This is a genomic window from Streptomyces sp. NPDC096205 (assembly GCF_044763135.1).
In the GTDB taxonomy this organism is placed as follows: Bacteria; Actinomycetota; Actinomycetes; order Streptomycetales; family Streptomycetaceae; genus Streptomyces.
This window is the reverse complement of the sequence record NZ_JBIWFS010000008.1, coordinates 130,693-153,791: the sequence shown is the minus strand read 5'-3', so window position 1 is coordinate 153,791 and position 23,099 is coordinate 130,693. Positions and strand designations below refer to the sequence as shown.

The 23,099-nt window shown below is 72.3% G+C and carries 24 protein-coding genes and 1 tRNA gene; 13 read left to right on the top strand and 12 right to left on the bottom strand.

Annotated elements, in window-relative coordinates:
• Positions 1-2: 2 nt before the first annotated feature.
• On the bottom strand, positions 3-791 hold the full coding sequence (locus tag ACIQ6Y_RS28020; RefSeq protein WP_404042816.1) for a ferritin-like domain-containing protein: 789 nt from the start codon (positions 789-791) through the stop codon (positions 3-5).
• 242 nt (positions 792-1,033) lie between these two features.
• Positions 1,034-2,089, bottom strand: a complete 1,056-nt coding sequence (locus tag ACIQ6Y_RS28015) for an LLM class F420-dependent oxidoreductase (protein ID WP_404042814.1) — start codon at positions 2,087-2,089, stop codon at positions 1,034-1,036.
• A 169-nt stretch (positions 2,090-2,258) separates the two neighbouring features.
• On the opposite strand from ACIQ6Y_RS28015, the gene ACIQ6Y_RS28010 reads away from it, so the two are divergent.
• Together ACIQ6Y_RS28010 and ACIQ6Y_RS28005 are read left to right on the top strand one after the other, a co-directional pair.
• Positions 2,259-3,245, top strand: coding sequence for an aldo/keto reductase (locus ACIQ6Y_RS28010; RefSeq protein WP_404042812.1), 987 nt, complete (start codon positions 2,259-2,261; stop codon positions 3,243-3,245).
• Complete coding sequence (locus ACIQ6Y_RS28005; RefSeq protein WP_404042810.1) at positions 3,242-5,398, top strand: helix-hairpin-helix domain-containing protein; 2,157 nt, start codon at positions 3,242-3,244, stop codon at positions 5,396-5,398. The genes ACIQ6Y_RS28010 and ACIQ6Y_RS28005 overlap by 4 nt, the downstream gene beginning before the upstream one ends.
• Positions 5,399-5,487: 89 nt before the next feature.
• On the opposite strand, the gene ACIQ6Y_RS28000 is transcribed toward ACIQ6Y_RS28005, so the two are convergent.
• Positions 5,488-6,276 (bottom strand): hypothetical protein, encoded by a 789-nt coding sequence (locus ACIQ6Y_RS28000; RefSeq protein ID WP_404042808.1) that lies wholly within the window; start codon positions 6,274-6,276, stop codon positions 5,488-5,490.
• Positions 6,277-6,323: 47 nt separating this feature from the next.
• Between ACIQ6Y_RS28000 and ACIQ6Y_RS27995 the strand changes: the two genes are divergently transcribed.
• Positions 6,324-6,512, top strand: coding sequence for a DUF5703 family protein (locus tag ACIQ6Y_RS27995; RefSeq protein ID WP_028422893.1), 189 nt, complete (start codon positions 6,324-6,326; stop codon positions 6,510-6,512).
• A gap of 75 nt (positions 6,513-6,587) precedes the next feature.
• Here the strand turns inward: ACIQ6Y_RS27995 and ACIQ6Y_RS27990 are convergent, their stop codons facing one another.
• The 3 genes from ACIQ6Y_RS27990 to ACIQ6Y_RS27980 all read right to left on the bottom strand — a co-directional run bounded on the left by ACIQ6Y_RS27990 (position 6,588) and on the right by ACIQ6Y_RS27980 (position 9,235).
• Positions 6,588-7,394 (bottom strand): chaplin, encoded by an 807-nt coding sequence (locus ACIQ6Y_RS27990; protein WP_404042805.1) that lies wholly within the window; start codon positions 7,392-7,394, stop codon positions 6,588-6,590.
• A 126-nt stretch (positions 7,395-7,520) separates the two neighbouring features.
• On the bottom strand, positions 7,521-7,754 hold the full coding sequence (chpH, locus tag ACIQ6Y_RS27985) for a chaplin ChpH (protein ID WP_404042803.1): 234 nt from the start codon (positions 7,752-7,754) through the stop codon (positions 7,521-7,523).
• Positions 7,755-7,909: 155 nt separating this feature from the next.
• On the bottom strand, positions 7,910-9,235 hold the full coding sequence (locus ACIQ6Y_RS27980; protein WP_404042801.1) for a M20/M25/M40 family metallo-hydrolase: 1,326 nt from the start codon (positions 9,233-9,235) through the stop codon (positions 7,910-7,912).
• Between the two features lie 231 nt (positions 9,236-9,466).
• Here ACIQ6Y_RS27980 and ACIQ6Y_RS27975 point away from each other — a divergent pair.
• A tRNA-Leu gene (locus ACIQ6Y_RS27975) sits at positions 9,467-9,554 on the top strand.
• A 64-nt stretch (positions 9,555-9,618) separates the two neighbouring features.
• Entirely contained in the window at positions 9,619-9,993 is a 375-nt protein-coding gene (locus ACIQ6Y_RS27970; protein WP_404042799.1) for a YchJ family protein, read from the top strand.
• 17 nt (positions 9,994-10,010) lie between these two features.
• Here the strand turns inward: ACIQ6Y_RS27970 and ACIQ6Y_RS27965 are convergent, their stop codons facing one another.
• Positions 10,011-10,712, bottom strand: a complete 702-nt coding sequence (locus tag ACIQ6Y_RS27965) for a FadR/GntR family transcriptional regulator (RefSeq protein WP_404042797.1) — start codon at positions 10,710-10,712, stop codon at positions 10,011-10,013.
• Positions 10,713-10,861: 149 nt separating this feature from the next.
• Between ACIQ6Y_RS27965 and ACIQ6Y_RS27960 the strand changes: the two genes are divergently transcribed.
• Positions 10,862-11,380, top strand: a complete 519-nt coding sequence (locus tag ACIQ6Y_RS27960) for a gluconokinase (RefSeq protein ID WP_404042795.1) — start codon at positions 10,862-10,864, stop codon at positions 11,378-11,380.
• A gap of 48 nt (positions 11,381-11,428) precedes the next feature.
• Positions 11,429-12,826: a gluconate:H+ symporter gene (locus ACIQ6Y_RS27955; protein WP_404042793.1), complete on the top strand. Its 1,398-nt coding sequence runs from the start codon at positions 11,429-11,431 to the stop codon at positions 12,824-12,826.
• A gap of 75 nt (positions 12,827-12,901) precedes the next feature.
• Here the strand turns inward: ACIQ6Y_RS27955 and ACIQ6Y_RS27950 are convergent, their stop codons facing one another.
• The 4 genes from ACIQ6Y_RS27950 to ACIQ6Y_RS27935 form a co-directional block, all read right to left on the bottom strand.
• Complete coding sequence (locus tag ACIQ6Y_RS27950; RefSeq protein WP_404042791.1) at positions 12,902-13,570, bottom strand: cytochrome b/b6 domain-containing protein; 669 nt, start codon at positions 13,568-13,570, stop codon at positions 12,902-12,904.
• Positions 13,554-14,297: a molybdopterin-dependent oxidoreductase gene (locus tag ACIQ6Y_RS27945; RefSeq protein ID WP_404042789.1), complete on the bottom strand. Its 744-nt coding sequence runs from the start codon at positions 14,295-14,297 to the stop codon at positions 13,554-13,556. The genes ACIQ6Y_RS27950 and ACIQ6Y_RS27945 overlap by 17 nt, the downstream gene beginning before the upstream one ends.
• Before the next feature lie 268 nt (positions 14,298-14,565).
• Positions 14,566-16,110: an APC family permease gene (locus ACIQ6Y_RS27940; RefSeq protein ID WP_404042787.1), complete on the bottom strand. Its 1,545-nt coding sequence runs from the start codon at positions 16,108-16,110 to the stop codon at positions 14,566-14,568.
• 68 nt (positions 16,111-16,178) lie between these two features.
• Complete coding sequence (locus ACIQ6Y_RS27935; protein ID WP_404042786.1) at positions 16,179-17,129, bottom strand: hypothetical protein; 951 nt, start codon at positions 17,127-17,129, stop codon at positions 16,179-16,181.
• Positions 17,130-17,495: 366 nt separating this feature from the next.
• On the opposite strand from ACIQ6Y_RS27935, the gene ACIQ6Y_RS27930 reads away from it, so the two are divergent.
• The 6 genes from ACIQ6Y_RS27930 (at position 17,496) to ACIQ6Y_RS27905 (ending at position 22,386) form a co-directional block, all read left to right on the top strand.
• Entirely contained in the window at positions 17,496-18,386 is an 891-nt protein-coding gene (locus ACIQ6Y_RS27930) for a DMT family transporter (protein WP_404042785.1), read from the top strand.
• Between the two features lie 81 nt (positions 18,387-18,467).
• Complete coding sequence (locus ACIQ6Y_RS27925) at positions 18,468-18,977, top strand: NUDIX domain-containing protein (RefSeq protein WP_404042784.1); 510 nt, start codon at positions 18,468-18,470, stop codon at positions 18,975-18,977.
• 10 nt (positions 18,978-18,987) lie between these two features.
• A complete protein-coding gene (locus ACIQ6Y_RS27920; protein WP_404042783.1) occupies positions 18,988-19,380 on the top strand; it encodes a YidH family protein in 393 nt (130 codons plus the stop codon).
• Complete coding sequence (locus ACIQ6Y_RS27915) at positions 19,377-19,697, top strand: DUF202 domain-containing protein (protein WP_404042782.1); 321 nt, start codon at positions 19,377-19,379, stop codon at positions 19,695-19,697. Before ACIQ6Y_RS27920 ends, ACIQ6Y_RS27915 begins: the two co-directional genes overlap by 4 nt.
• Positions 19,698-20,143: 446 nt before the next feature.
• Entirely contained in the window at positions 20,144-21,166 is a 1,023-nt protein-coding gene (locus tag ACIQ6Y_RS27910; protein WP_404042781.1) for a phosphotransferase family protein, read from the top strand.
• A gap of 5 nt (positions 21,167-21,171) precedes the next feature.
• On the top strand, positions 21,172-22,386 hold the full coding sequence (locus ACIQ6Y_RS27905) for an acyl-CoA dehydrogenase family protein (protein WP_404042780.1): 1,215 nt from the start codon (positions 21,172-21,174) through the stop codon (positions 22,384-22,386).
• 49 nt (positions 22,387-22,435) lie between these two features.
• Here ACIQ6Y_RS27905 and ACIQ6Y_RS27900 read toward each other — a convergent pair whose 3' ends face one another.
• Positions 22,436-23,029 carry a TetR/AcrR family transcriptional regulator gene (locus ACIQ6Y_RS27900; RefSeq protein ID WP_404042779.1) on the bottom strand — a complete coding sequence of 198 codons (594 nt, stop codon included), beginning with the start codon at positions 23,027-23,029 and terminating at the stop codon, positions 22,436-22,438.
• Between the last annotated feature and the right edge of the window lie 70 nt (positions 23,030-23,099).

Here is a 23,099-nt window from a genome sequence, read left to right as displayed (position 1 = left end):
TCTCACGCGAACTCGGGCGCGGGGGTGGCCGGTCCGCCGAGCGCGTCGCGGCGTTCGGGGGTCTTCAGACAGACCATGCGGCGCCAGCCCGCGAACCGCTCCCAGGCGTACAGGGCGTGGATACCGGCCGCGAGGACGGCCGACCTGGCCCGGGACCAGCCGAGGAGGCGGCCCATGTGGGCCATGACGGCGAGGCTGACGTCGCGGTAGATGCGGATCTCGGCGAGCGCGCTCTCGCGCAGGGTGCGCTGGATGGCGCGGCCGTGGCCGGCGCGGGCGAAGCGCAGGAGTTCCTCGTGGCAGTAGGCGAGGTGGTTGTCCTCGTCGCCCGAGATCATCTTCACCGCGCGGCCGATGTCGGGGTGGTCGGCGAAGTGTCTGCGCAGCAGTTCCATCTGCTCGGAGGCGCGCTGCTCGGTGACCCGGCTGTGGGCGAGGTAGGTGACGATGTCCTGCACGGTGAGCGGTTCGTCGCCCTTGAGCTTGTCGTGGGCGAGGCCGATGCCGTGCCGCTCCAGGAGCATCGTGTAGTCCGTCTCGGGCGGCACGGGGACGGGTTCGAGGCCGCGCTTCTTCAGCAGGGCGTTGAAGATCCGGCCGTGTTTGTCCTCGTCGGCGCCGTGCCGGGTGATCTTGGGGGCGAGGCCGCGTTCGCTCGCGGGGACCAGCGCGGCGATCCGGGCGTTCTCCCAGCCTCCTTGCGACTCCCCGCTCGCGGCGATGGAGCAGAACAGCCGGAAGGACTCGTCGTTGTCGAGGATCTCCTGGAAAAGACTCTTGGCCGAAAGCATCTGAGGCACCTCTCGCTCTCCGCGGGATGCGCGGGTTCCGCAGGGTCCGCGAAGAACGAGTCAAGTGCCGTGCCGCAGGGGCCGCAACAGTTGTGTCGGGCGACTCCGCCAAAAGGAGGACGTGCCCGGGGCGTAACCCGCGCCCGGTCCGGCGCGTTGTGCTGGACGACGGCCGTGGCGGGGAAGACCCCCGAGCCCCCACCACGGCCGCTGAAACTCCCCTTCCCGCCGATGCCGGTGACTCACGCCAGCCCGGCGCGCTCCATGGCCTCGACGCCGGCGCGCAGTGCGGCCAGGCGGTCGTCCAGGGTGAAGCCCGCGGGGGTCACGGTGAGGGTGGTGACACCGGCGGCGGCGTAGGCCTTCATCCGGTCGGCGATGCGGTCGACGGAGCCCAGCAGGGTGGTGCGGTCGATCAGTTCGTGCGGTACGGCGGCCGCGGCGCCCTGCTTGTCGCCGGCGAGGTACTTGTCCTGGATCTCGGTGGCGGCCTGCTCGTAGCCCATGCGCCGGGCGAGCTGGTTGTAGAAGTTCTGCTTGCGGCTGCCCATGCCGCCGACGTAGAGCGCGGTGTAGGGGCGGAAGAAGTCGGCCAGCAGCGGGACGTCCTTGTCCTCGCCGAGGGCGAGGGGCAGGGTCGGGCAGATGTCGAAGCCGTCGAGGGTCTTGCCGGCCTCCTCGCGGCCCGCGCGCAGGTGCTTGATCGCGGTCTCCTCCAGGTGCTCGGCGGAGGGGAAGATCAGCAGGGCGCCGTCGGCGATCTCGCCGGTCTGCTCCAGGTTCTTCGGGCCGATCGCGGCGATGTACAGCGGGATGTGCTCGCGCTGCGGGTGCACGGTCAGCTTGATCGGCTTGCCGGGGCCGTCGGGCAGCGGCAGGGTCCAGTGCTCGCCCTCGTAGGACAGGCGCTCGCGGGTCATGGCCTTGCGGACGATCTCGACGTACTCACGCGTGCGTGCCAGCGGCTTGTCGAACTTGACGCCGTACCAGCCCTCGGAGACCTGCGGTCCGGAGACGCCGAGGCCGAGGCGGAAGCGGCCGCCGGAGAGCGAGTCGAGGGTGGCGGCGGTCATCGCGGTCATCGCGGGCTGGCGGGCCGGGATCTGGAAGATGGCCGAGCCGACGTCGATGCGCTCGGTCTGGGCGGCGACCCAGGTGAGCACGGTCGCGGCGTCCGAGCCGTAGGCCTCGGCGGCCCAGCAGACGGCGTAGCCGAGCCGGTCTGCCTCCTTGGCGACGGCGAGGTTGTCGGAGTCCATTCCGGCACCCCAGTAGCCGAGGTTGATCCCGAGCTGCATGCCAGATCCCCTTACTGATCAGTAACGTCTCTGTTCCGCAGACAGTAGCCCACGGGACGCGGCGCGGGGCAGGGGTGTCGCGGGCCCTTCGAAGGCAGTGTTGCGATCATCGGAAACGGTTGTCCACAGGCCCCCACACGGCGGGTTCCGGCCAGTACTCTCGGCGTCCATGGAGCAGAGGCATCTCGGCCGCACCGGCCTGCGTGTGTCCCGTATCGGTCTCGGCACCCTGACCTGGGGCCGGGACACCGACGAGCATGACGCGGCGGACCTCTTGAAGACGTTCTGGGAGGCGGGCGGGACCCTCGTCGACACCGCGGACGTCTACGGCGACGGAGAGGCCGAATACGTCCTCGGGCGGCTCATAGAAGGGCTGATCCCGCGGCGGGATCTGGTCATCTCCACCAAGGCCGGCAGCGTGCCGGACCCCGACCGGCGCTTCGACGGCTCACGCGGCCATCTGCTCGCCGCGCTGGACGCCTCGCTGACCCGGCTCGGCACCGACCACGTCGACATCTGGCACGTGCACGCCTTCGACCCCTCGACCCCGCTGGAGGAGACCCTCCAGGCGCTCGACCTGGCGGTCAGCAGCGGTCGGGCGCGGTACGCGGGCGTGTCCAACTTCTGCGGCTGGCAGCTCGCCAAGGCGGCGACCTGGCAGCTGGCGGCGCCGGGGGTGCGGACCCGGCTGGCCAGTACGCAGATGGAGTACTCCCTGCTCCAGCGCGGCGTGGAGCGCGAGGTGCTGCCGGCCGCGCTGGACCTCGGCATCGGGCTGCTGCCCTCCTCGCCGCTGGGGCGCGGGGTGCTGACCGGGAAGTACCGGGGCGAGGCGATGCCGCCGGACTCCCGGGGCGCCTCGGAGCACTTCGCGCCCTTTGTGGAGCCGTACCTCGACGACACCGCGAGCCGGATCGTGGACGCGGTGAGCACGGCCGCGGACGGCCTCGCGGTGACCCCGCTCCAGGTGGCCCTCGCGTGGGTGCGCGACCGGCCCGGGGTGGCCGCGCCGATCGTCGGCGCGCGCAACGCGCAGCAGCTCACGGCGGCATTGTCAGTGGAGGCGCTTAGTCTTCCTGACGAGATCTGCCGGGCGCTCGACGATGTGTCGGCGCCCGTGCACCGCTATCCCGATCACGACTGGAGCACGCTGTGAGCACGGAGCCGGAGACCACCGAGAACGCCGGGCCGCAGACACCGCCCGCCGCGGTGGAGGGGGCCGACGGGGCCACGGAGGCCCCGGACGCCACGGAGGCTGCCGAGGACGGCTCCAAAGAGGCCGCCGAGGGCGCCGGTGAGCTGTCCGAGGCCGAGGCCGAGTTGGTCGCGCAGCGGCTGGAGCGGGAGCGGATCGAGCGGCGCAAGGCCGAGAAGCAGGGTCCCGTCGACAGCGGGGCGAAGCTGAGCGGGAAGGCCGCCGAACTGCTCGCCGCCGTGCGCGCGGTGGAGGGCGGGGCCAAGCCCCCGGCGACCGTGTTCGGCACGCCCGAGCCCCCGCGCCGCCCGGCGACTCCCGACCCGGTACGACGTCCCCAGCCAATGCCGGCCGTACCCGAGCCCGGCTCCGCGGCCCCCGCCCCGGAGGCCGTCGCGGCCGTGCAGGGCGTGCTGCGCGAGGGCGGTGCGCCGGAGGCCCTCGCCGCGCAGGTGGCGGCCGCGCTGGGCGAGGGCGCGGAGGAGCGGCTGCGCGAGGACCCCTGGCAGCTGCTGCGGGTCGCCGGGGTGCGCCCCGAGCAGGCCGACGGGTTCGCGCGCGCACTGCTGGGCGCGGAGTGCGGGCCGGACGACGAGCGGCGCGGCCGGGCCCTGACGGGCTGGCTGCTGGAGCAGGCCGCGCTCGCCGGGCACACCGCCCTGGAGCTGCCCACGCTCGTCGCGGCCCTGGAGCAGCGGGGCGTGCCCGACCCGGACGCGGCCGTGCAGGGCGCTCTCGCGGAGGGCGAGGCGCTGGTCTTCCAGGACGCCCTGGACGAGCCGGGCACGGCTGCGGCCGCGGACGAGGAGGAGGCCGGGGAGAGCCGCCCGGTGCGGGTCCTGGTCGGTCTCGAGCGGTACGCGCTCGCGGAGGAGAGCCTCGCCGACGGCCTGGCCCGGCTGATCAACTCGACGCCCGAGCAGGGCGGTTCGGCCGAGGGCTGGGAGAGCGCCGCCGTCTCCGCACAAGGGTCCGCAGCCGAGCTGATCCGCGCGGTCGCGGCGCACGGCCTGGTCCTGCACACCGGCGCCGACGCCTCCCTCGCCGAACCGGCGGCCCTGCTGCACACCGCGCACACCCTGGGCCTGCGCGCCTGGGCGGCCACCCACAGCCCCGTCGGCCGGGCCCGCTTCGCCGCTCTGCTGGACGCCCCGGAGGGGCCGGGCACCGCCACCGTCGCCGGGCTGCTGTCCGGCGTCGAGGGGCCGGGCCGGGACTCCGACGGGGCGCTGGACCTGGACCTGCTGGTCGTGCTCGACGCGCCGCAGCTGGACGTGGAGACGGCGGCGCTGCTCGTCGAGTCGCTGCCGGACGGGGCCCGGCTGGTGCTGGCCGGGGACCCGGCCGTGCTGTGGTCCGCGGGGCCGGGCCGGGTGTTCGCCGATCTGCTCGCCGCCCGTATCTGCCCGCAGGTCGCCTCGCGCCGGCCCGACCCGGGCCCGCTGGGCGAGCTGGTCTCCGGCATCGGCATCGGCGAGCTGGGGCAGGTGGACGCGCCCGGCAAGGAGATCGTCATCGTGCCCGTGCGGGACGCGGGCGAGGCCGTGCACCGGACCGTGCAGCTCGTCGCGGACTCGGTGCCCCGGGCGATCGGTGTGCCCGCCGAGCAGACCGTGGTGATCACGCCGGGCCACGGCGGTGCCGCGGGCACGCGCGTGCTCAACGCCGCGCTCAAGGAGCGGCTCAACCCCGGGCCCGGCCGGTTCGGCGGCTTCGACCCCGGCGACCGGGTCGCCTACTCCCCCGCCCCGGGCCGGACGCTGCCCGGCCAGGTGGTCAAGGCCGACGCCGACGGGCTGCACCTGTCGTGCGCGGGTGAGGCCGTCGTCGTACCGAAGGAGCGGGTGGAGCAGACCGTACGGCACGGATGGGCGCTGACCGCGCACCAGGCGGTCGGCGGCCGCTGGCCCGCGGCGGTCGTGGTGCTGCCCGGGGACGCGGCGCAGGCGCTGAACCGGCCGTGGGTGTACACGGCGTTCGGCCGGGCCGAGCGGCATCTGTCCGTGGTCCACGGGGTGGAGCAGGCACTGCCGCGGGCGGTCGCGGAGGTGCCGGCGAAGCCGCGCACGACCCGGCTGCCGGTGCTGCTGACTCCGCAGACGGCGCAGGACTGAGCCCGCGCGGACCGAGCACGACAGCGGCGGCGGCCGCGGGGGATGTCCCCGCGACCGCCGCCGCCCTTGTCTCGTCTGTCCGAGCTGTCTCAGCGGTCCGCTTCCAGCCGCTCCAGCTCGTCGTCGGGCTCGGAGTCGTACCCGTAGTCGTCGGCCTCGTCCACGTCTTCGTCGGAGTCGACGTCGACGTCGGAGTCGGCCTCGTCGATGTCCTCGTCGTCGGCCTCCTCCGGCTCGTCGACCTCGTCCACGACCTCCAGGTCGTCGTCCAGGTCGTCGTCGGTCTCGTCGTCGAAGACCGCGCTGACGTCGAAGCGGCAGACCACCCGCTGGGGGTCGACGTGGTCGAACGGCGTCTCCAGCCACTCGCCGGGCTCGGCCGGTTCGTCGGCGGCGATCACCCACAGCGTGGAGTCGCCCTCCTCCAGGCCGAACTCCTTGTGCCGGCTGGCGATCTCGTCCGGCTCGTACTCGCCGAACAGGATGCCCAGCGCGCCGTGCACCGTACCGGCCGCGTCCGCGTCGTCGTACTCGGCCGCCTCGACCCGCTCGGCCTGGGCCAGCAACCGCTGCGGCTCCACCACGGCGTAGTCGCGGCGGATCAGCACGCTGAGCGCGTTCGGCTCCTCCGGGCCCGTGTAGGGCGGGGTGGAGTCGGCGCCGGGGATCTCGAAGGGCGTGACCTCGTCGTAGCGGTCGTAGAGCAGTTCGTCGTACGCCTCTGCGGCCGCGGCAAGCTGGTTGAACGCCTCGTAGACGGCCGGGTCCTCGTCCCCCGACCGGCGTTCGACCGCGGCCAGGTGGCGGTCGAGCGCGGTCTTGACCGCCTCGGCGGCGGCGCGTACCTCGGCAGCGGTGGGCTGCGCAGCATCAGACATAGTGCAGACGCTATCCGTACCGGGCCCCAGCCCGCACAATAGATGCGATGCCGGAATACGAATTTGTCGACGTGTACGTACCGCGCGGGGTCTCCCGCAAGGAGGCGACACGTCTGCTGACGGACCATGCCGAGTACGGACACTGGGAGTTGTACCGCCTGAGCCTGATGCGGGACGGCAGCCGCAGGGTGCGGTTGCGGCGCAGGATCATCCGCCAGGTGCGCGCCACCTGGTGAGCGCCGGAAGACGGCGGAAACGGAGCGGGCCCCGCAGCTGCGGGGCCCGCTCCGTCGTGAGGGATGTGACGTGCGTTACGCCGACCTGCGCGCCCTGCGGTACAGGACGGCGCCGCCGAGCACGGCCCCGGCCCCGAGCGCTCCGGCCGCACCGACGGGCAGGTCGATGCCGGTGGAGGCGAGTTCCGTGCCGCCGGTGTGCGCCGCCGGGTGCGACACGGACCGGTCGGCGCCCGGTGCCCGGTGGCCGTGGACGGACGAGTCGTCGTGGGGGGCGGCCGGCGGGCGGTGGTCCGGCGACGGCGGGGCCGGCGGGATGTTCCGGTCCTCCGGGACGCCGGGCTTGCCGGGTCCCGGCGGCGTTCCGTAGCCGTCGTCGTCGTCCGGCGGGCCGGGCCGCGATCCGTGGTCGGAGCCGCAGTCGTTGCCCATGGCCGGGTTGAGGGCGCCGACGACGTCGACGGTGTTGCCGCAGACGTTCACCGGGGCCTCGACGGGCGCCTGGACGTGGTTGCCGGACGCGACGCCCGGGGAGTCGCTGGTGCTGCCGGTGGCTCCCGTGTCACCGGAGCCACTCGAGTCGCCGTAGCCGCCGGAGTCACCCGAGTCGCCATAGCCACCGGAGTCGCCGGACGTACCGCTGTTGTTGGTGCACGAGTTGCCCATGGCCGGGTTGAGCGCGCCGACGACGTCGACGGTGTTGCCGCAGACGTTCACCGGCGCGGACACCGGCGCCTGCACCGAGTTGCCGGAGAGCACGCCGGGCGAGTTGGAGGCGGAGCCGCTCGCGCCGGAGGCGGCGTGCGCGGCGCCGCCCGCGGCGGCGATCACGCCGGTGGCCGCCGCCATGGTCAGGAGGCCTTTACGGGTGGCCTGTCGCATGTATTGATCCCTGCCTTTCGTGAAAGACGCTTTCGTGAAAAAACGCGGCAAAGACCGGTCGGCCCCGGAGCGCATGGCGCGCGCTCCGGGGCCGACGGGGTGGGGACGCCCCTCAGTTGGTGGACGTCAGTCGTTGACGCAGGTGTTGCCGAAGGCGGGGTTCAGCAGACCGATCACCGAGACCGTGTTGCCGCAGACGTTCACGGGGATGTGCACCGGAACCTGGATGACGTTGCCGGACGCGACACCCGGGGAGTGCACCGCGGCACCCTGGGCACCCGAGTCGGCGACGGCCAGGCCCGCACCCGCGAGAACCAGCCCACCAGTGGCAGCCGCAGCAGCGACGACCTTCTTGATCATTATTCCTCCTTGTTGGCAAAGCGACCCAAGCCGCGGATCGCAACACCAGTAACGAGGAGCGCCGATTAGGGCTACGACCTGATGAGCGCATTCACTCTTCTCGGTCAACTCCGCACGTGCGTACGAGGGTTGAAGTGTCGTTTCAGTGGGCGATTTCAGGAGGCGTCGAGGAACCGGTCGAGCACCCGTACGCCGAACTTCAGGCCCTCCACCGGCACCCGCTCGTCCACGCCGTGGAACATGCCGGCGAAGTCCAGCTCCGGGGGCAGCTGGAGCGGCGCGAAGCCGAAGCAGCGGATGCCGAGGTCGTCGAAGGACTTGGCGTCGGTGCCGCCGGAGAGCATGTAGGGCACGGCCCGGGCGATCGGGTCCTCGGCGCCGAGGGCGGTCTGCATGGCGTCGACGAGCTTGCCGTCGAAGTCGGTCTCCAGCGCCTTGTCGCCGTGCACGTCCTCGCGCTTGACCCGGGGGCCGAGGATGCGGTCCAGGTCGGCGAGGAACTCCTCCTCGTAGCCGGGCAGGAAGCGGCCGTCGACGTGCGCGGTGGCCTGGCCGGGGATGACGTTGACCTTGTAGCCGGCGCCGAGCATGGTCGGGGCGGCCGAGTTCCTGAGCGTGGCGCCGACCATCTTGGCGATGCCGCCGAGCTTGGCGAGGGTCTCGTCCATGTTCTCGGGGTCGAGCTCGGTGCCGAGCGCGTCGGAGAGCTCGTCGAGGAAGGACCGTACGGTCTTGGTGACCCGCACCGGCCAGGTGTGCCGGCCGAGCCGGCCGACGGCCTCGCACAGCTCGGTGATGGCGTTGTCGTCGTTGGTCATCGAGCCGTGTCCGGCGGTGCCGTCCACGGTGAGCCGCATCCAGTGCATGCCCTTCTGGGCGGTCTCGACGAGGTAGAGGCGAAGCTTCTCGTTGACAGTGAAGGAGAAGCCGCCGACCTCGCCGATCGCCTCGGTGACGCCTTCGAACAGGCCGGGGTGCTTGTCGACGAGGTAGCGGGCGCCGTAGGTGCCGCCCGCCTCTTCGTCGGCGAGGAAGGCGAGGACGATGTCGCGCGGGGGCTTGCGGCCGCTGCGCAGCCGGTCGCGGACGACCGCGAGGGTCATCGCGTCCATGTCCTTCATGTCGACGGCACCGCGGCCCCACACGCAGCCGTCGGCGACCTCGCCGGAGAAGGGGTGGTGGGTCCAGTCGTCGGCGTTGGCCGGGACGACGTCGGTGTGGCCGTGGATGAGCAGGGCCGGCCGGGACGGGTCCTCGCCCTCGATCCGGGCGACCGTGGAGGCGCGCCCCTTGTGGGACTCGATGATCTGCGGTTCGAGGCCCACCTCCGCGAGCTTCTCGGCGACGTACTCGGCCGCCTTGCGCTCGCCGGGGCCGGAGTGGTCGCCGTAGTTGCTGGTGTCGATCCGGATCAGCTCGCGGCAGAGGTCGACGACCTCGTCCTGGCCGGTGACGCCGCCGGCCGTGCCCGTCTGGCTCACGCTGGTTCCTCCCGCTGTCACTGCTCGTGGTCCACTGCTGGTGGTCTCCCTCATCCTCCACCCCGCCGGGCCGCGTCCCAAGACCGGTCCCGGCCCGACACACGCCGTTCACGCGGCACGGGCCGGCGCGGGCCGTGAGGGCGCTCACGGCCGGCTGTGATCGGACACCCTCGAAAGCCTGGTAATGTTTACGACGTCGCCGCGGGGGAAACCCCGCACGACAGACACCTTGTCCGGGTGGCGGAATGGCAGACGCGCTAGCTTGAGGTGCTAGTGCCCTTTATCGGGCGTGGGGGTTCAAGTCCCCCCTCGGACACCAGCTGAGACCCCTGTTGACCAGGGGTCTTCTGCTTTTGCGGATGCTTTTGCGGAGGACTTCGGCGATGACCACGCGTGCGTGCCCGTGCGGGCTGCCCGAGTCGTACGACGCCTGCTGCGGGCGTTTCCACTCGGGTGCGGCGGCCGCGCCGACCGCCGAGGCCCTGATGCGGTCGCGCTACAGCGCCTTCGTGCGGCAGGACGCGGGCTATCTGCTGCGGACCTGGCATCCGCGCACGCGCCCGGCGCGCCTCGACCTCGACCCGGCCATGCGGTGGACCGGGCTGGAGATCCTGGAGGCATCCGCGGGCTCGGCCTTCCACACCACCGGCACGGTCACCTTCCGGGCGTCGTACCGGGGCGGCTCGCTGCATGAGCGCAGCCGGTTCGAGCGGGTCGACGGGGCGTGGGTGTACGTCGACGGGGACTTCCTGGAGTAGCCCGCGGACGTGCGGTCCTACGGCGCCAGGATGTCCAGTTCCTGGAGGGCGCCGACCGTGATCTGGCGGGTGAGTTCCTCGGCGCGGGCCGCGTCGCGGGCGCGGACGGCCTCGGCGACCCGGACGTGCAGGGTGACGGCCGCGGGGTCGGGGTCCTCGAACATCACGTCGTGATGGGTGCGGCCGGCCAGGACCTCGGCGACGACATCGCCGAGCCGGGCGAACATCTCGTTGCCGGAGGCCGTGAGGATCGCGCGGTGGAAGGCGATGTCGTGGAACAGATAGCCCTCCAGCTTGTGGCCGCGTGAGTGGGCGACCATGCCGAGGGCGCACTCGGTGAGCTCGGCGCACTGTTGTGCGGTGGCGTGGCGGGCGGCCAGCCCGGCGGCCACGGGTTCCACGGCGGAGCGCAGGACCGTGAGCGAGCGCAGTTGGCGCGGGCGGTCGGCGCCGGCCAGGCGCCAGCGGATGACCTGCGGGTCGTAGACGTTCCACTCGCACTCGGGGAGCACGGTCACGCCCACCCTTCGGCGGGACTCCACCAGGTGCATCGACTCCAGGACGCGCACCGCCTCGCGCATCACCGAGCGGGAGACGTCGAAGCGCTGGGCCAGTTCGTCGGTGCGCAGCACGCTGCCCGGCGGGTAGTCGCCCGCGGTGATCTCGGGGCCGAGGGTGTCCAGTACACGGCCGTGCAGCCCGCGGCCCGGTGTGGTCATGCACTCAGGGTACGGGGGCCGCTACGGACATAAAAAGTCAGACTTATTCATCACAGCTTCTTGAATTCGTCGTACCTAATAGGTTTCAGTAGGGCGACGTCAGACGTCGGAGGTCGACGTCGCATGTCGAAGAAGACAGCGAGGCAGTGATGCGTACCCCCCACGTCGTCGTGGTGATGGGCGTCGCCGGAACGGGCAAGACCACGATCGGTCCTCTGCTCGCCGCCCGGCTCGGCGTCCCCTATGCCGAGGGCGACGACTTCCATCCGCAGGCCAACATCGCCAAGATGTCGGCCGGTGTCCCGCTGGACGACGACGACAGGTGGCCGTGGCTCGACGCCATCGGCACCTGGGCGCACGGCCGGGCCGGGCTCGGCGGTGTCGTCAGCAGCTCCGCGCTGAAGCGGTCGTACCGCGACCGGCTGCGGGCGGCCGCCCCGGACATCGTGTTCGTCCACCTCACGGGCGACCGCGCGCTGATCCTGGACCGCATGTCGCACCGGCAGGGGCACTTCATGCCGACCGCGCTGCTCGACTCGCAGTTCGCCACGCTCCAGCCGCTCGAGGCGGACGAGGCCGGCGTGGCCGTCGACGTCTCCGGATCCCCGGAGGAGATCACCGAGCGTGCCGTGCACGCGCTGAGCGCCCTCCCCGATCCGGCGCTGTAACTCCCGCACCACCCCTCCCCCGTCCCCCGTACCTGCAAGGGAATCCCCGTGACCAGACTCAGCGTCGAGATGCTGGCAGCGGACACCGTCGAGCCCATCACCTCGGCCGGGCACGCCCAGCTGGGCGTCGCCGTGCTGGCGGGCATCGCCGTCATCGTCCTGCTCATCACCAAGTTCAAGCTTCATGCCTTCCTGGCGCTGACCGTCGGGTCGCTGGCGCTGGGCGCGTTCGCCGGGGCGCCGCTCGACAAGGCGATCGCCAGCTTCACCACCGGGCTCGGCTCCACCGTGGCCGGTGTGGGCGTGCTGATCGCGCTGGGCGCGATCCTCGGCAAGCTGCTCGCCGATTCCGGCGGCGCCGACCAGATCGTCGACACGATCCTCGCCAAGGCGGGGGGCCGGTCGATGCCGTGGGCGATGGTGCTGATCGCCTCCGTGATCGGTCTGCCGTTGTTCTTCGAGGTCGGCGTCGTGCTGCTGATCCCGGTCGTGCTGATGGTCGCCAAGCGCGGCAACTACTCGCTGATGCGGATCGGCATCCCGGCGCTGGCCGGTCTGTCGGTGATGCACGGTCTGGTGCCGCCGCACCCCGGTCCGCTGGTCGCGATCGACGCCGTGCAGGCCAACCTCGGCGTGACGCTGGCGCTCGGTGTGCTCGTGGCGATCCCGACCGTGATCATCGCCGGTCCGCTGTTCTCCAAGGTCGCCGCGCGCTGGGTGGACGTGCCCGCGCCGGACCGGATGATCCCCCAGCGTGCCTCGGAGGAGCTGGAGCGGCGTCCGGGCTTCGGTGCCACGCTGGCGACGATCCTGCTGCCGGTCGTGCTGATGCTGTCCAAGGCGCTGGTCGACATCGTGGTGGACGACCCGGACAAGACCGTGCAGCGCGTCTTCGACGTGATCGGCTCGCCGCTGATCGCGCTGCTGGCGGCGGTGCTGCTCGGGTTCTTCACGCTGGGCCGGCCCGCCGGGTTCACCAAGGAGCGCCTGTCGGGGACCGTCGAGAAGGGCCTCGCGCCGATCGCGGGCATCCTGCTGATCGTCGGCGCGGGCGGTGGCTTCAAGCAGACGCTGATCGACTCCGGTGTCGGGCAGATGGTCCTGGAGATCTCCGAGGACTGGTCGATCCCGGCCCTGCTGCTGGCCTGGCTGATCGCCGTGGCGATCCGGCTCGCGACCGGCTCGGCGACCGTGGCGACCGTCTCTGCGGCCGGTCTGGTGGCCCCGCTCGCGGCCGACATGTCGACGACGCACACGGCCCTGCTGGTCCTGGCCATCGGCGCCGGCTCGCTCTTCTTCAGCCATGTCAACGACGCCGGCTTCTGGCTGGTGAAGGAGTACTTCGGCCTGAAGGTCGGGCAGACCATCAAGACCTGGTCGCTGATGGAGACGATCATCTCCGTGGTCGCCGGTGGTGTGGTGCTGCTGCTGTCGCTGGTCATATAGCCGGCTCGGGCCGTACGACCGTACGAAGGCCGCCGGACTCCTCGATCGGGGTCCGGCGGCCTCCGTGTGTTCTGGTCAGGGGCGCCACAGCGGGTGTTCGCGGTCCGCCCACTCCCGGCTCACCCGGCCCGTGCGCAGGCCGCGGCGGGCCTCCGGGTCGGCGAGGGCCATGCCGATGTGGCCGGCGAGGACGACGCCGACCGTCAGGGCGAGCCAGTCGTGGACGAAGGTGGCGCTGGTGCGCCAGCGCAGCGGGGTGAGGTGGGTGAACCACATCAGCAGGCCGGTGCCCAGCATCACCAGGGTGGCTCCGGCGATCCAGGCGGCGTAGACCTTCTGGCCGGCGTTGAACTTGCCCGCGGGGCGGGACACGGGCCGCTTGTCGCGGCGCAGGGCGGCACGCAGCCAGACGCGGTCGTGCGGGCCGAAGCGGTTGAGGAAGCGCAGGTCGGCGCGGAAGGCCCGGGAGGCGAGACCGGCCAGGACGGGCAGGGGCAGGGCGAGGCCGGCCCACTCGTGGATCCGGACCACCAGTTCGCGGCGGCCCACGAGCTGGGCGAGCTCCGGGATGTAGAGACAGGCCGCCGTGAGCACGCAGATGCCCATCAGCGCGGCCGTGGTGCGGTGGACCCAGCGTTCGGCCGGGGTGAAGCGCCGCAGCCGGGTGTCCGGGGTGCGTGTGCCGGGGCTCAGGGGGTCCGGTCGAAGGGGGTCCGGTCGGAGGGGGTCAGGTCGTCGGGTCATCGTCGCGTCCGTTCGAGCGGCCGACCCATGCGTCGACGTCGTAGCCGCGTTCCTCCCAGTAGCCGGGGCGGACGCGGTCGGTGAGCGTAATACCCGAGAGCCACTTGGCGGACTTGTAGAAGTACATGGGCGCCACATAGAGGCGGACGGGGCCGCCGTGCGCGTGGCCGAGGTCCTCGTCCTGCATGCGCAGGGCGAGCAGGACGTCGGAGCGGCGGGCCTGGTCGAGGGTGAGGCTCTCGGAGTACGCCCCGTCGAAGCAGGTGAAGCGCACGGCCCGGGCCTGATCGCGTACCCCGACCGCGTCCAGCAGCCGCGACAGGCGGACCCCTTCGAACGGCGTACCCGGGACCCGCCAGCCGGTGACGCACTGTACGTCCCGTACGAGGCGGGTCTGGGGCATGGCTCTGAGGTCGGACAGGGTGTAGGTGGCGGGGCGGTCGACCAGGCCGTCGACCTTGAGTCGGTAGTCCCCGGGGGACTTGCGGGGGACGGAGGAGACGACCGAGTAGTAGCGGAAGCCGCCGCCGTTGGGCAGCAGGCGGCTCAGGCCGGTCGGGTCCTTGTCGGCCGCGCTGCCGAGGAAGGACTCCAGGCCGCGCTGGAGCGGAGGCGCGGCGACGACGCCGAGGGCCCCCAGGCCGAGCGTGCCGAGCAGGACACGACGCCCGATGGGCCTGCCGACCGGCTCCTCGGGTTCGGGGCGTTCTGGGCGTTCTGGGTTCACACCCTCATTCGAGCACCCGCGCTGTGGCGGGACCAGGGGGTTGGGGCGCCCGTCAGGGTTCCGTAATCAGCCGGCCGGGGGCGGGTGGGGCTGAGGTGCCGGCGCTGCGGGCTCCGGCGGAAGCGGGGCCGGCCCGAGCGGGTGCCGGCGAGCCCCGGGCTCAGGGTCCCGCCCCGGGGAGGCCCGCCTCCCGGCCGGAGCCCCCTGCGCCCCGTAGAAGAAGGAGCGCGAGGGCGTTCCGGCCAGGCAGGCCCGTGTGCACGGCGGGTCAGTCGGTGGAGCCGGCTGCCTTCTCCAGTTGGAAGGCCTCGTTGCCCAGGCCGATGCGGGCGTGGGCCTCGGGGGCGCGGGAGCGCAGGAGGAGGCCGTGGGTGAGGCCGGCGAGGAGGGCGAGGACGATGATGCCGGGCAGGATCCAGCTCAGGGAGGAGCTGGGGCCGGCGCCGATCAGGACGTCGATGTCCTTGACGGTGTAGACGGCGATCACCAGCAGGGCCAGGCCGGCCACGGTCGAGGCGGCCAGGCGCCAGGCCTGGGCGGCCGCGGCGCCGCGGCGGACGAAGAAGGCGACGACGGAGAAGGAGGCCGTCGCCATCAGCAGGATCACGCCGAGCGCGCCCATGTTGCCGCCCCAGGTGAACAGGTGCAGGACGGGCGCGGTCGGGTCGCCGACCGGAGCGTCGTCGGCGAGCGCGAAGCCGGCCACGACCAGCAGGGAGATCACCGTCTGGAGCAGGGAGCCGGTGCCGGGCGCGCCGCTGCTGCCGGTGGTGCGGCCGAAGGCGGCCGGAAGCAGGCCTTCGCGGCCCATGGCGAAGGCGTAGCGGGCGACGACGTTGTGGAAGCTGAGCAGCGCGGCGAACATGCCGGTCACGAACAGCACGTGCATGACGTCGGTGAAGGTGCCGCCGAGCCGGGACTCGCTGAGGAAGAACAGCAGTCCGGCGCTCTGCTTCTGAGCCGTGGGGACGATCTGCGACGGGCCGGCGGCGACCGTCAGCGCCCAGGAGCTGAGGGCGAAGAAGACGGCGACGAAGCCGACGGCGAGGAACATCACCCGCGGCACGAGGACGTGCGGGCGGCTGGTCTCCTCGGCGTAGACGGGCGCCTGCTCGAAGCCGGTGAACGCGGCGATGCAGAAGCAGAGCGCGGTGCCCACGCCCGCCCCGGTGAGGGTGTCGGGGTTGAAGGCGTGCAGGGACAGGCCCTCGGCGCCCGGGTCACCGACCGCGGCGATGTCGAAGATGACCACGAGGGCCAGCTCGATCAGCAGCAGGACACCGAGCAGGCGGGCGTTGACGTCGATCTTCAGCCAGCCGAGCGCGCCGACGACCGCGACCGCGAGCAGCGCCGGTATCCACCAGGCCACCTCGACCTCGGCGTAGGTGGCGAGCAGGCCGGAGACCTCGAAGCCGAAGATGCCGTAGATGCCGACCTGGAGGGCGCTGTAGGAGACGAGGGCGACGAAGGAGGCGCCCGCGCCGGCGGTGCCGCCGAGGCCGCGGGAGATGTAGGCGTAGAAGGCGCCGGCGTTGTGGACGTGCCGGCTCATCTCGGCGTAGCCGACGCTGAACAGCACCAGCGTCACGCCGAGGACGACGAAGAGCAGCGGCTGGCCGACGATGCCCATCACCGCGAATGCCGTGGGCATGACACCCGCGACGACCATGAGGGGCGCGGTCGCGGCGAGGACGGACAGCAGCAGTCCGCCCGTGCCGAGGCGGTCGGCGCGCAGGGCGCGTTCCTGCCCCTTGAAGGTGTTGATGCCGTCGGCGCTGCCGGGGGCGGTGGTTCTCGAACTGCCCGTTGTCATCGGGGACGTCCTTTCGGGGACCATGGGGACTGTTCGGGGGACCGGTCCGTGGGGGTGTCCGGGGTGGTTCAGCCCGTGCCGAGCGTGCTGGCGCGCGCGGCGCGGAAGGCGGCGTACGGGTCGCGATCCGGGTAGGACCACGGCTGCGGGGTGATGTGCTCGCCGATGCGGTGGAACAGCGCGGCCGCCTCGGCGCCCCGGCCCTCGCAGGACTTGGCGTGGGCCAGGAAGTTGAGGTCGATCAGCCGGCGCGGGTGGTCCTCGTGCTCCCACTCCAGCCACCAGTCGAAGGCGGCCTTCATCACCTGCCGGGCACGCCGGCCGACCCAGTGGCCGGAGGCGACCGGGTCGGCGCTCTCGTGGCCGGCGGCGGCGAGCACGCGGTAGCGCTCGGCGTGCGCGACGACCGGGAGCATGGCGAGCGGGGAGTCGGCGGGTGCCTGTTCGGCGGCCCAGTTGGCGAAGTCGTAGACCTCGTGCAGCGGGTCCGGGCCGTCCTCCGCGCGGACCTCGGCGAGCAGGGCGACCATCAGGTGATGGGCGTGGTGGTGCTCGGGGTGCCGGTGGCGGACCTCGTCGAAGACGCGCCCCGCCTCCTGGTCGCCGCCCTGGTCGCGCTCCAGCATCAGCAGCCCGAGCCAGGGGGTCGGGTCGGCCGGCACGAGCCCGGCGGCGGCCCGGCAGGCCTCGCGGGCGCGGTCGGGCTTCTCCTTGTCGTGCAGCACGCGGTGCACCAGGGACAGGGCGAGCAGGACGGAGGCGTCCGCGGACTCGGGTTCGGCGAGCCGCCACTCGCGCGCCCAGGCGGCGCTGTACTTCTCCATCGCCAGCACGGTGACGCGGTGGCCCCGGCGGTCCCAGTCGTCGCCCGTGTGGGTGAGCAGCGAGCGCGCGGCCTGCCAGCGGCCCTGGGCGAGCGCGGCCCGCGCGGCCACGAGGTCGGTGTCGTCGAGTGCCGCGTCGAAGGTCTGTGCCGAGCGCTTGCGACCGCGGCCCAGAGGAGGCGGGGGTGGTGACACCGAGGGGGAACTTCCTGAAGACGGTGGTGCGACGACAATGCGGAATGTCCGACTATGTGGAATGTCGGACATTGGTGCGATATGTCGATTTATGGAGCACTACGTCAGTGCCGTCATCGACCGATCACGCACAGCCAACCTGGAGCCAATACTCATCGTCAAGTGGCGCCAGCAGGGTGACACCTGTCAACTCCTGAAACGGAAGGGACAGTTGTGGCATGTGGGGCCACACAGTAGGTCGAATCCCGACGGATTCCATCGAAGCCCGCCGTGTGACGTACGCCATAGCGCACCTGGGTTCGGCGACGGACCATGGGCTGTCCGGGAGCACACCGTCTCCCGGGTTTTCTACCGAGGTACGGCAGCGTGTCGGTTCTGGTTCTGCTTCTCGCCGTCGGTGCCGCCTGCTGTCTGGGCTTCGGGTTCGTCCTCCAGCAGCAGGCCGCCCAGCGGGCGCCGCTCGGCGACTTCCTCTCCCCCAGGCTCCTGCTCGACCTGATGCGGATGCCGCGCTGGCTGGGCGGGATCGGGCTGATGGTCGTCGGCATGGCGCTCGGCGCGGTCGCCCTCGGCCAGGGCGAGATCTCCTTCGTGGAGCCGCTGCTGGCGACCAACCTGCTCTTCGCCCTCGCCCTGTCCCGGCGCAGCTCCCGGCAGCCGCTCGGGCGCCAGGGGTGGGCGGGCCTCGCGCTGCTCGCGGGCGGGGTGACCGCGTTCATCGTGGCCGGCGAACCCCGCGGCGGCACCGCCGTCGCCGACCCGATGCGGCCCTGGCTGATCATCGGCGCGATGGTCGGCCTCGCCCTGCTGCTCACGGCGTACGCCAGGCGCACCCGGCTGTGTTCCACGCCGATGCTGCTGGCCCTGGCGGCCGGACTGCTCTACGGCGTCCAGGACGCCCTCACCCGGGTCAGCGGGGAGCGCTTCTCGGCCGGCGGCTTCGCCGAGCTGCTGACCGGCTGGCAGCCGTACGCCGTCCTGCTGCTCGGCGTCACCGGGCTGCTGCTGGTCCAGAGCGCCTTCGAGACGGCCTCGCTGCGCGCCTCCCTGCCCGCCCTGACCGCCGCCCAGCCCCTGGCCGGCATCATCTGCGGCGTCGGCTTCCTCGGCGACCGCCTGCGCACCGACACGGGCGCCCTGGCCTGGGAGGCCGCGGGCCTCGCCGCCGTGGTCACGGGCATCGTCCTGCTGGGGATGCATCCGGCGATGCCGAAGGGTGCCGCCGTGCCGCGTGAGGCCGCGCTGCAGCGGGCCTGACAGCGGGCAGCGCCGCCGTGCCGGTCCGCCTGCAGCGGGCCTGACAGCGGGACCGGGCCGCTGTCCTGATTGGATGCCGCCATGAGCGCAGACGAAATCCTCGACGTGGTGGACGAGCACGACCAGGTCATCGGGCAGCTCCCCCGCGGCGAGGTCTACACCCGAGGCCTTCGGCACCGCTGCGTGTTCATCCAGGCCACAGACGCCGAGGGCCGGATCTTCGTCCACCGGCGGACGGCGACGAAGCTGGTCTTCCCCTCGCTGTACGACATGTTCGTCGGCGGAGTCGTGGGCGCGGGCGAGACCTACGACGCCGCGGCCCTGCGTGAGGCGGAGGAGGAGCTGGGCGTGAGCGGACTGCCGAAGCCCGACTTCCTCTTCAAGTTCCTCTACGACGACGGCGCCGGAAACAGCTGGTGGTCGGCCGTCTACGAGGTCCGCTGCGCGCTCCCGGTGCAGCCGCAGGCCGAGGAGGTCGCCTGGCACGCGTTCGTCACGGAGGACGAGCTGCGGACCCGGCTGCCCGAGTGGGAGTGGGTCCCGGACGGCCTGGTGGCGTACGAGCGGCTCGTGGCGCACCGCGCCGGATAGGGTCACTCACGTGAGTGAACTCGTACGGAACGTCCGGATATGGTTCGCGCCCGACCGCATCCGGGCGGAGGGCGACACCCCCGACTACCGCTTCTCACTGGCCAACGAGCGCACCTTCCTGGCGTGGCTGCGCACCGCGCTCGCGCTGATCGGCGGCGGCTTCGCGGTGGACCAGTTCCTGCCGGACCTCAGATGGGGCTGGCGCGTCGGCCTCGCACTCGCGTTGCTCGCGGCGGGCGTGCTGTCCTCCCTGCGGGCGGTGAACCACTGGGTGCGCTGTGAGCGGGCCATGCGGCGGGGCGAGGACCTGCCCACGTCCCGCTTCCCGGCGCTGCTGAGCCTGGTCGTCGCGGTGGTGGCCCTCGCGATGGGGGTCGTGGTGTTCATCGGGTGGGAGGGGTGAGCGGACCGGCCGACGAACGCGATCCGGGACTCCAGCCCGAACGCACCCGACTGGCCTGGCGGCGCACGACGCTGGCCTGCACGGTCGCCGCCGTGCTCGCCGTACGCAGCACCCTTCGCGGCGGCCTCTCCACCGAATCGGCCCTCACCTGCGCCCTGTGCTGCCTGCTGTGGCTGGGCTTCCTCCTGGTCGCCCACCACCGCATCCGCGCCCTGAGCACCCCCGGCCGCCCCCACACCCTCACCGCCGGCCAGGCCACGGCGGCGACACTGTGCACCATGGCGCTGGCGGTGTGCGCGACGACGCTGGTGTTCTGAGAAGCGGCCGTGGCGGGGGCGCCCGCGGGGTGCGGCGGCAGTGGCGGGCGTGGCCGGCGCGGCGGAGCGCGGCGGCAGTGGCGGGTGCGTCGGCAGTGGCCGGCGCGTCGGATGCGCCGGAGCGCGGCGGCCATGGCGGAGCGCGGCGGGCCGTGGCGGCCGTGGCGGAGCGCGCAGGCCGTGGCGGCCATGGTGGGGGCGACGGTCGTGGCGGGTGCGCCGGAGCACGGCGGCCATGGCGGCCATGGCAGGCGCGTCGGAGCGCGGCGGCCGTGGCAGGCGCGTCGGAGCGCGGCGTGAAACACCCCCTCAAGGCCCGCCGCACTACTCCCCCGCCGTCCCTCGGCCTATCGTGGCTCCGATCACGTTGGCCCGCCCCACTGGACGACATACCGACCGGTCGGCATCATGAGTCGCATCCTGTTCACACGCACGTAGGAGCGACGATGGCATCCGACCACCCGCCAGGGCTCGACCTCGACCGGCTGCGCGGACTGCTCGACCGCGAGCGGCCCGGGCTCGTGCAGGGGCCGCTGACCGGCCGGCTGATCGAGGGCGGGCGGTCGAACCTGACGTACGAGGTGTCCGACGGCTCGGCGAAGTGGGTCGTACGCCGGCCCCCGCTCGGGCATGTGCTGGCCACCGCGCACGACATGAAGCGCGAGCACCGGGTGATCAGCGCCCTGCACCCGACGAACGTGCCGGTGCCTGCGCCGGTGCTGCTGTGCGAGGACGACGAGGTGCTGGGGGCCTCGTTCTACGTCATGGAGTTCGTGGCCGGGACCCCGTACCGCACGGCCGACCAGCTCGCGCCGCTGGGCCCCGAGCGGACCCGGGGCGCGGTGCTGTCGCTGGTGGACACGCTGGTCGAGCTGCACGCCGTCGACCCGGAGGCGGTGGGGCTCGGCGACTTCGGGCGGCCCGAGGGGTTCCTGGACCGGCAGCTGCGCCGCTGGGGCAAGCAGCTGGACGCCTCCCGCAACCGCGACCTCGCCGGCATCGACGAGCTGCACGCCGCGCTCGGCCGGGAGCTGCCGGGCTCCCCCGCGCCGACCGTGGTGCATGGCGACTACCGGCTGGACAACGTCCTGATCGGCGAGGACGACTCGATCAAGGCGATCCTCGACTGGGAGATGTCGACCCTGGGCGATCCGCTGACCGACCTCGGGCTGCTGGTGATGTACAGCGAGCCGCTGAACCTTCCCGACTCGCCCGTGAGCACCACCGCCGCGGCCGCGGGGCATCCCTCCCCCGCCGAGCTGATCGAGCGGTACGCCGCCCGCTCGGGCCGGGACGTCTCGGCCGTCGCCTGGTACACGGCGTTCGCCTGGTTCAAGCTCGCCGTAATCCTGGAGGGCATCCACTACCGCTACACCCTGGGCCAGACGGTCGGCCGCGGCTTCGACCGCATCGGCGATCTGGTGCCGGTCTTCATCGAGCACGGTCTGACCACTCTTCAGGAAGGCTGACGGACATGGACTTCGCGTTCGACGCGCGCACGGAGGAGCTGCGCGCCAGGCTGCTGGCCTTCATGGACGAGTACGTCTACCCGGCCGAGGCGGTCGCCGAGGAGCAGCGCGCCGCGCTCGCCTCGCCGTGGGACACCCCGGCCGTGGTGGAGGAGCTGAAGGCCGAGGCGCGCAGGCAGGGGCTGTGGAACCTGTTCCTGCCGGACACCGAGTACGGGGCCGGGCTGACGAACCTGCAGTACGCGCCGCTGGCCGAGATCACGGGGCGCTCCCCGCAGCTCGCGCCGGTCGCGCTGAACTGCTCCGCCCCGGACACCGGCAACATGGAGGTGCTCCACCAGTTCGGTGACGACCGGCAGAAGAAGCAGTGGCTGGAGCCGCTGCTGGCCGGTGAGATCCGCTCGGCGTTCGCGATGACCGAGCCGGAGGTGGCCTCCTCGGACGCCACCAACATCACCACCCACATCGAGCGGGACGGCGACGAGTACGTCATCACCGGCCGTAAGTGGTACATCTCCGGGGCGATGGACCCGAACTGCAAGATCTTCATCGTGATGGGCAAGACGGACCCGGACAGCGAGGACATCCGCCGCCAGCAGTCCATGGTGCTCGTCCCGCGCGACACCCCCGGTGTCACCGTCAAGCGGGCCATGCAGGTCTTCGGCTACGAGGACCACTCCCACGGCGGTCACGCCGAGCTGATCTTCGACCACGCGCGTGTGCCGGTGTCGAACCTGATCGGCGAGGAGGGCGGCGGCTTCGCCATCGCGCAGGCCCGCCTCGGTCCGGGCCGCATCCACCACTGCATGCGGCTGATCGGCATGGCGGAGCGCGCGATCGAGCTGATGTGCCGCCGCGCCGTGTCGCGTACGGCGTTCGGCAAGGCGCTGGCGCAGCAGGGCGTGGTGCACAACTGGATCGCCGACGCGCGCGTGACGGTCGAGCAGCTGCGGCTGCTGGTGCTGAAGACGGCCTGGCTGATGGACACGGTCGGCAACCGGGGCGCCCACACCGAGATCCAGTCCATCAAGATCGCCACCCCGCGCGCGGTGGTGGACATCCTCGACCGGGCGATCCAGCTGCACGGCGCGGGCGGCGTGAGCCAGGACTTCCCGCTGGCCGAGCTGTACGCGGCCGCGCGGACGCTGATGATCGCCGACGGCCCTGACGAGGTGCACCAGCGGTCGCTGGCGCGGCGGGAGCTGAAGAAGTACCTGTAAAGGGATACGCGTAAGGGGCGGCCACCCATGGTGGCCGCCCCTTACGGATTCACGGGCGCAGTGCGCGCAGCAGCAGGTCGGCCAGGTGGTCGGCGACCTCCTGCGGGGTCATCGGGCCGTCCGGGCGGTACCACGTGGACAGGTGGTGGACGGAGCCGAAGTGGTAGTCGACCACCAGGTCGGCCGGGGTGGCCTTGGAGAAGACGCCCGCCTGCTGGCCCTCCTCGATCAGGGCGCGGAAGCGTTCGTGGTAGCGCCGGCGCTCGGAGCGCACCTGCTTGTTCTTCTCCGGGCTGAGGTGGTGCATCGACCGGAAGAAGATCGACGCGTCGTCGAGGTTCTCGATCGTCGTGACGACGACGTCGGCCGCCGCGCCCCGCAGGCGCTTGTCGACCGGCTCGTCGGCGTTGGCGAAGAAGTCGAGGCGTTCCTGCTGGAGGCGCAGCACGCGCGCGTACACCTCGTGCAGGAGGTCGTCCTTGGAGCCGAAGTAGTGGTAGAGCGCGCCCTTGGTGACGCCGGCCGCCTCCACGATCTCCTGCACGGAGGTGCGGTCGTACCCCTGCTCGGCGAAGAGGCGGGTGGCGGCGGCCAGGAGCCGCTGCGGCACAGGCGTGCCGTCCCCGTCCGTCGTCCTGGCCACTGCGCCACCTGCCCTTCCGTTCGTTGCTTCCCGGTCTGCGTGGGGCGGGAAGCGGTTCCTGACGGGAGAT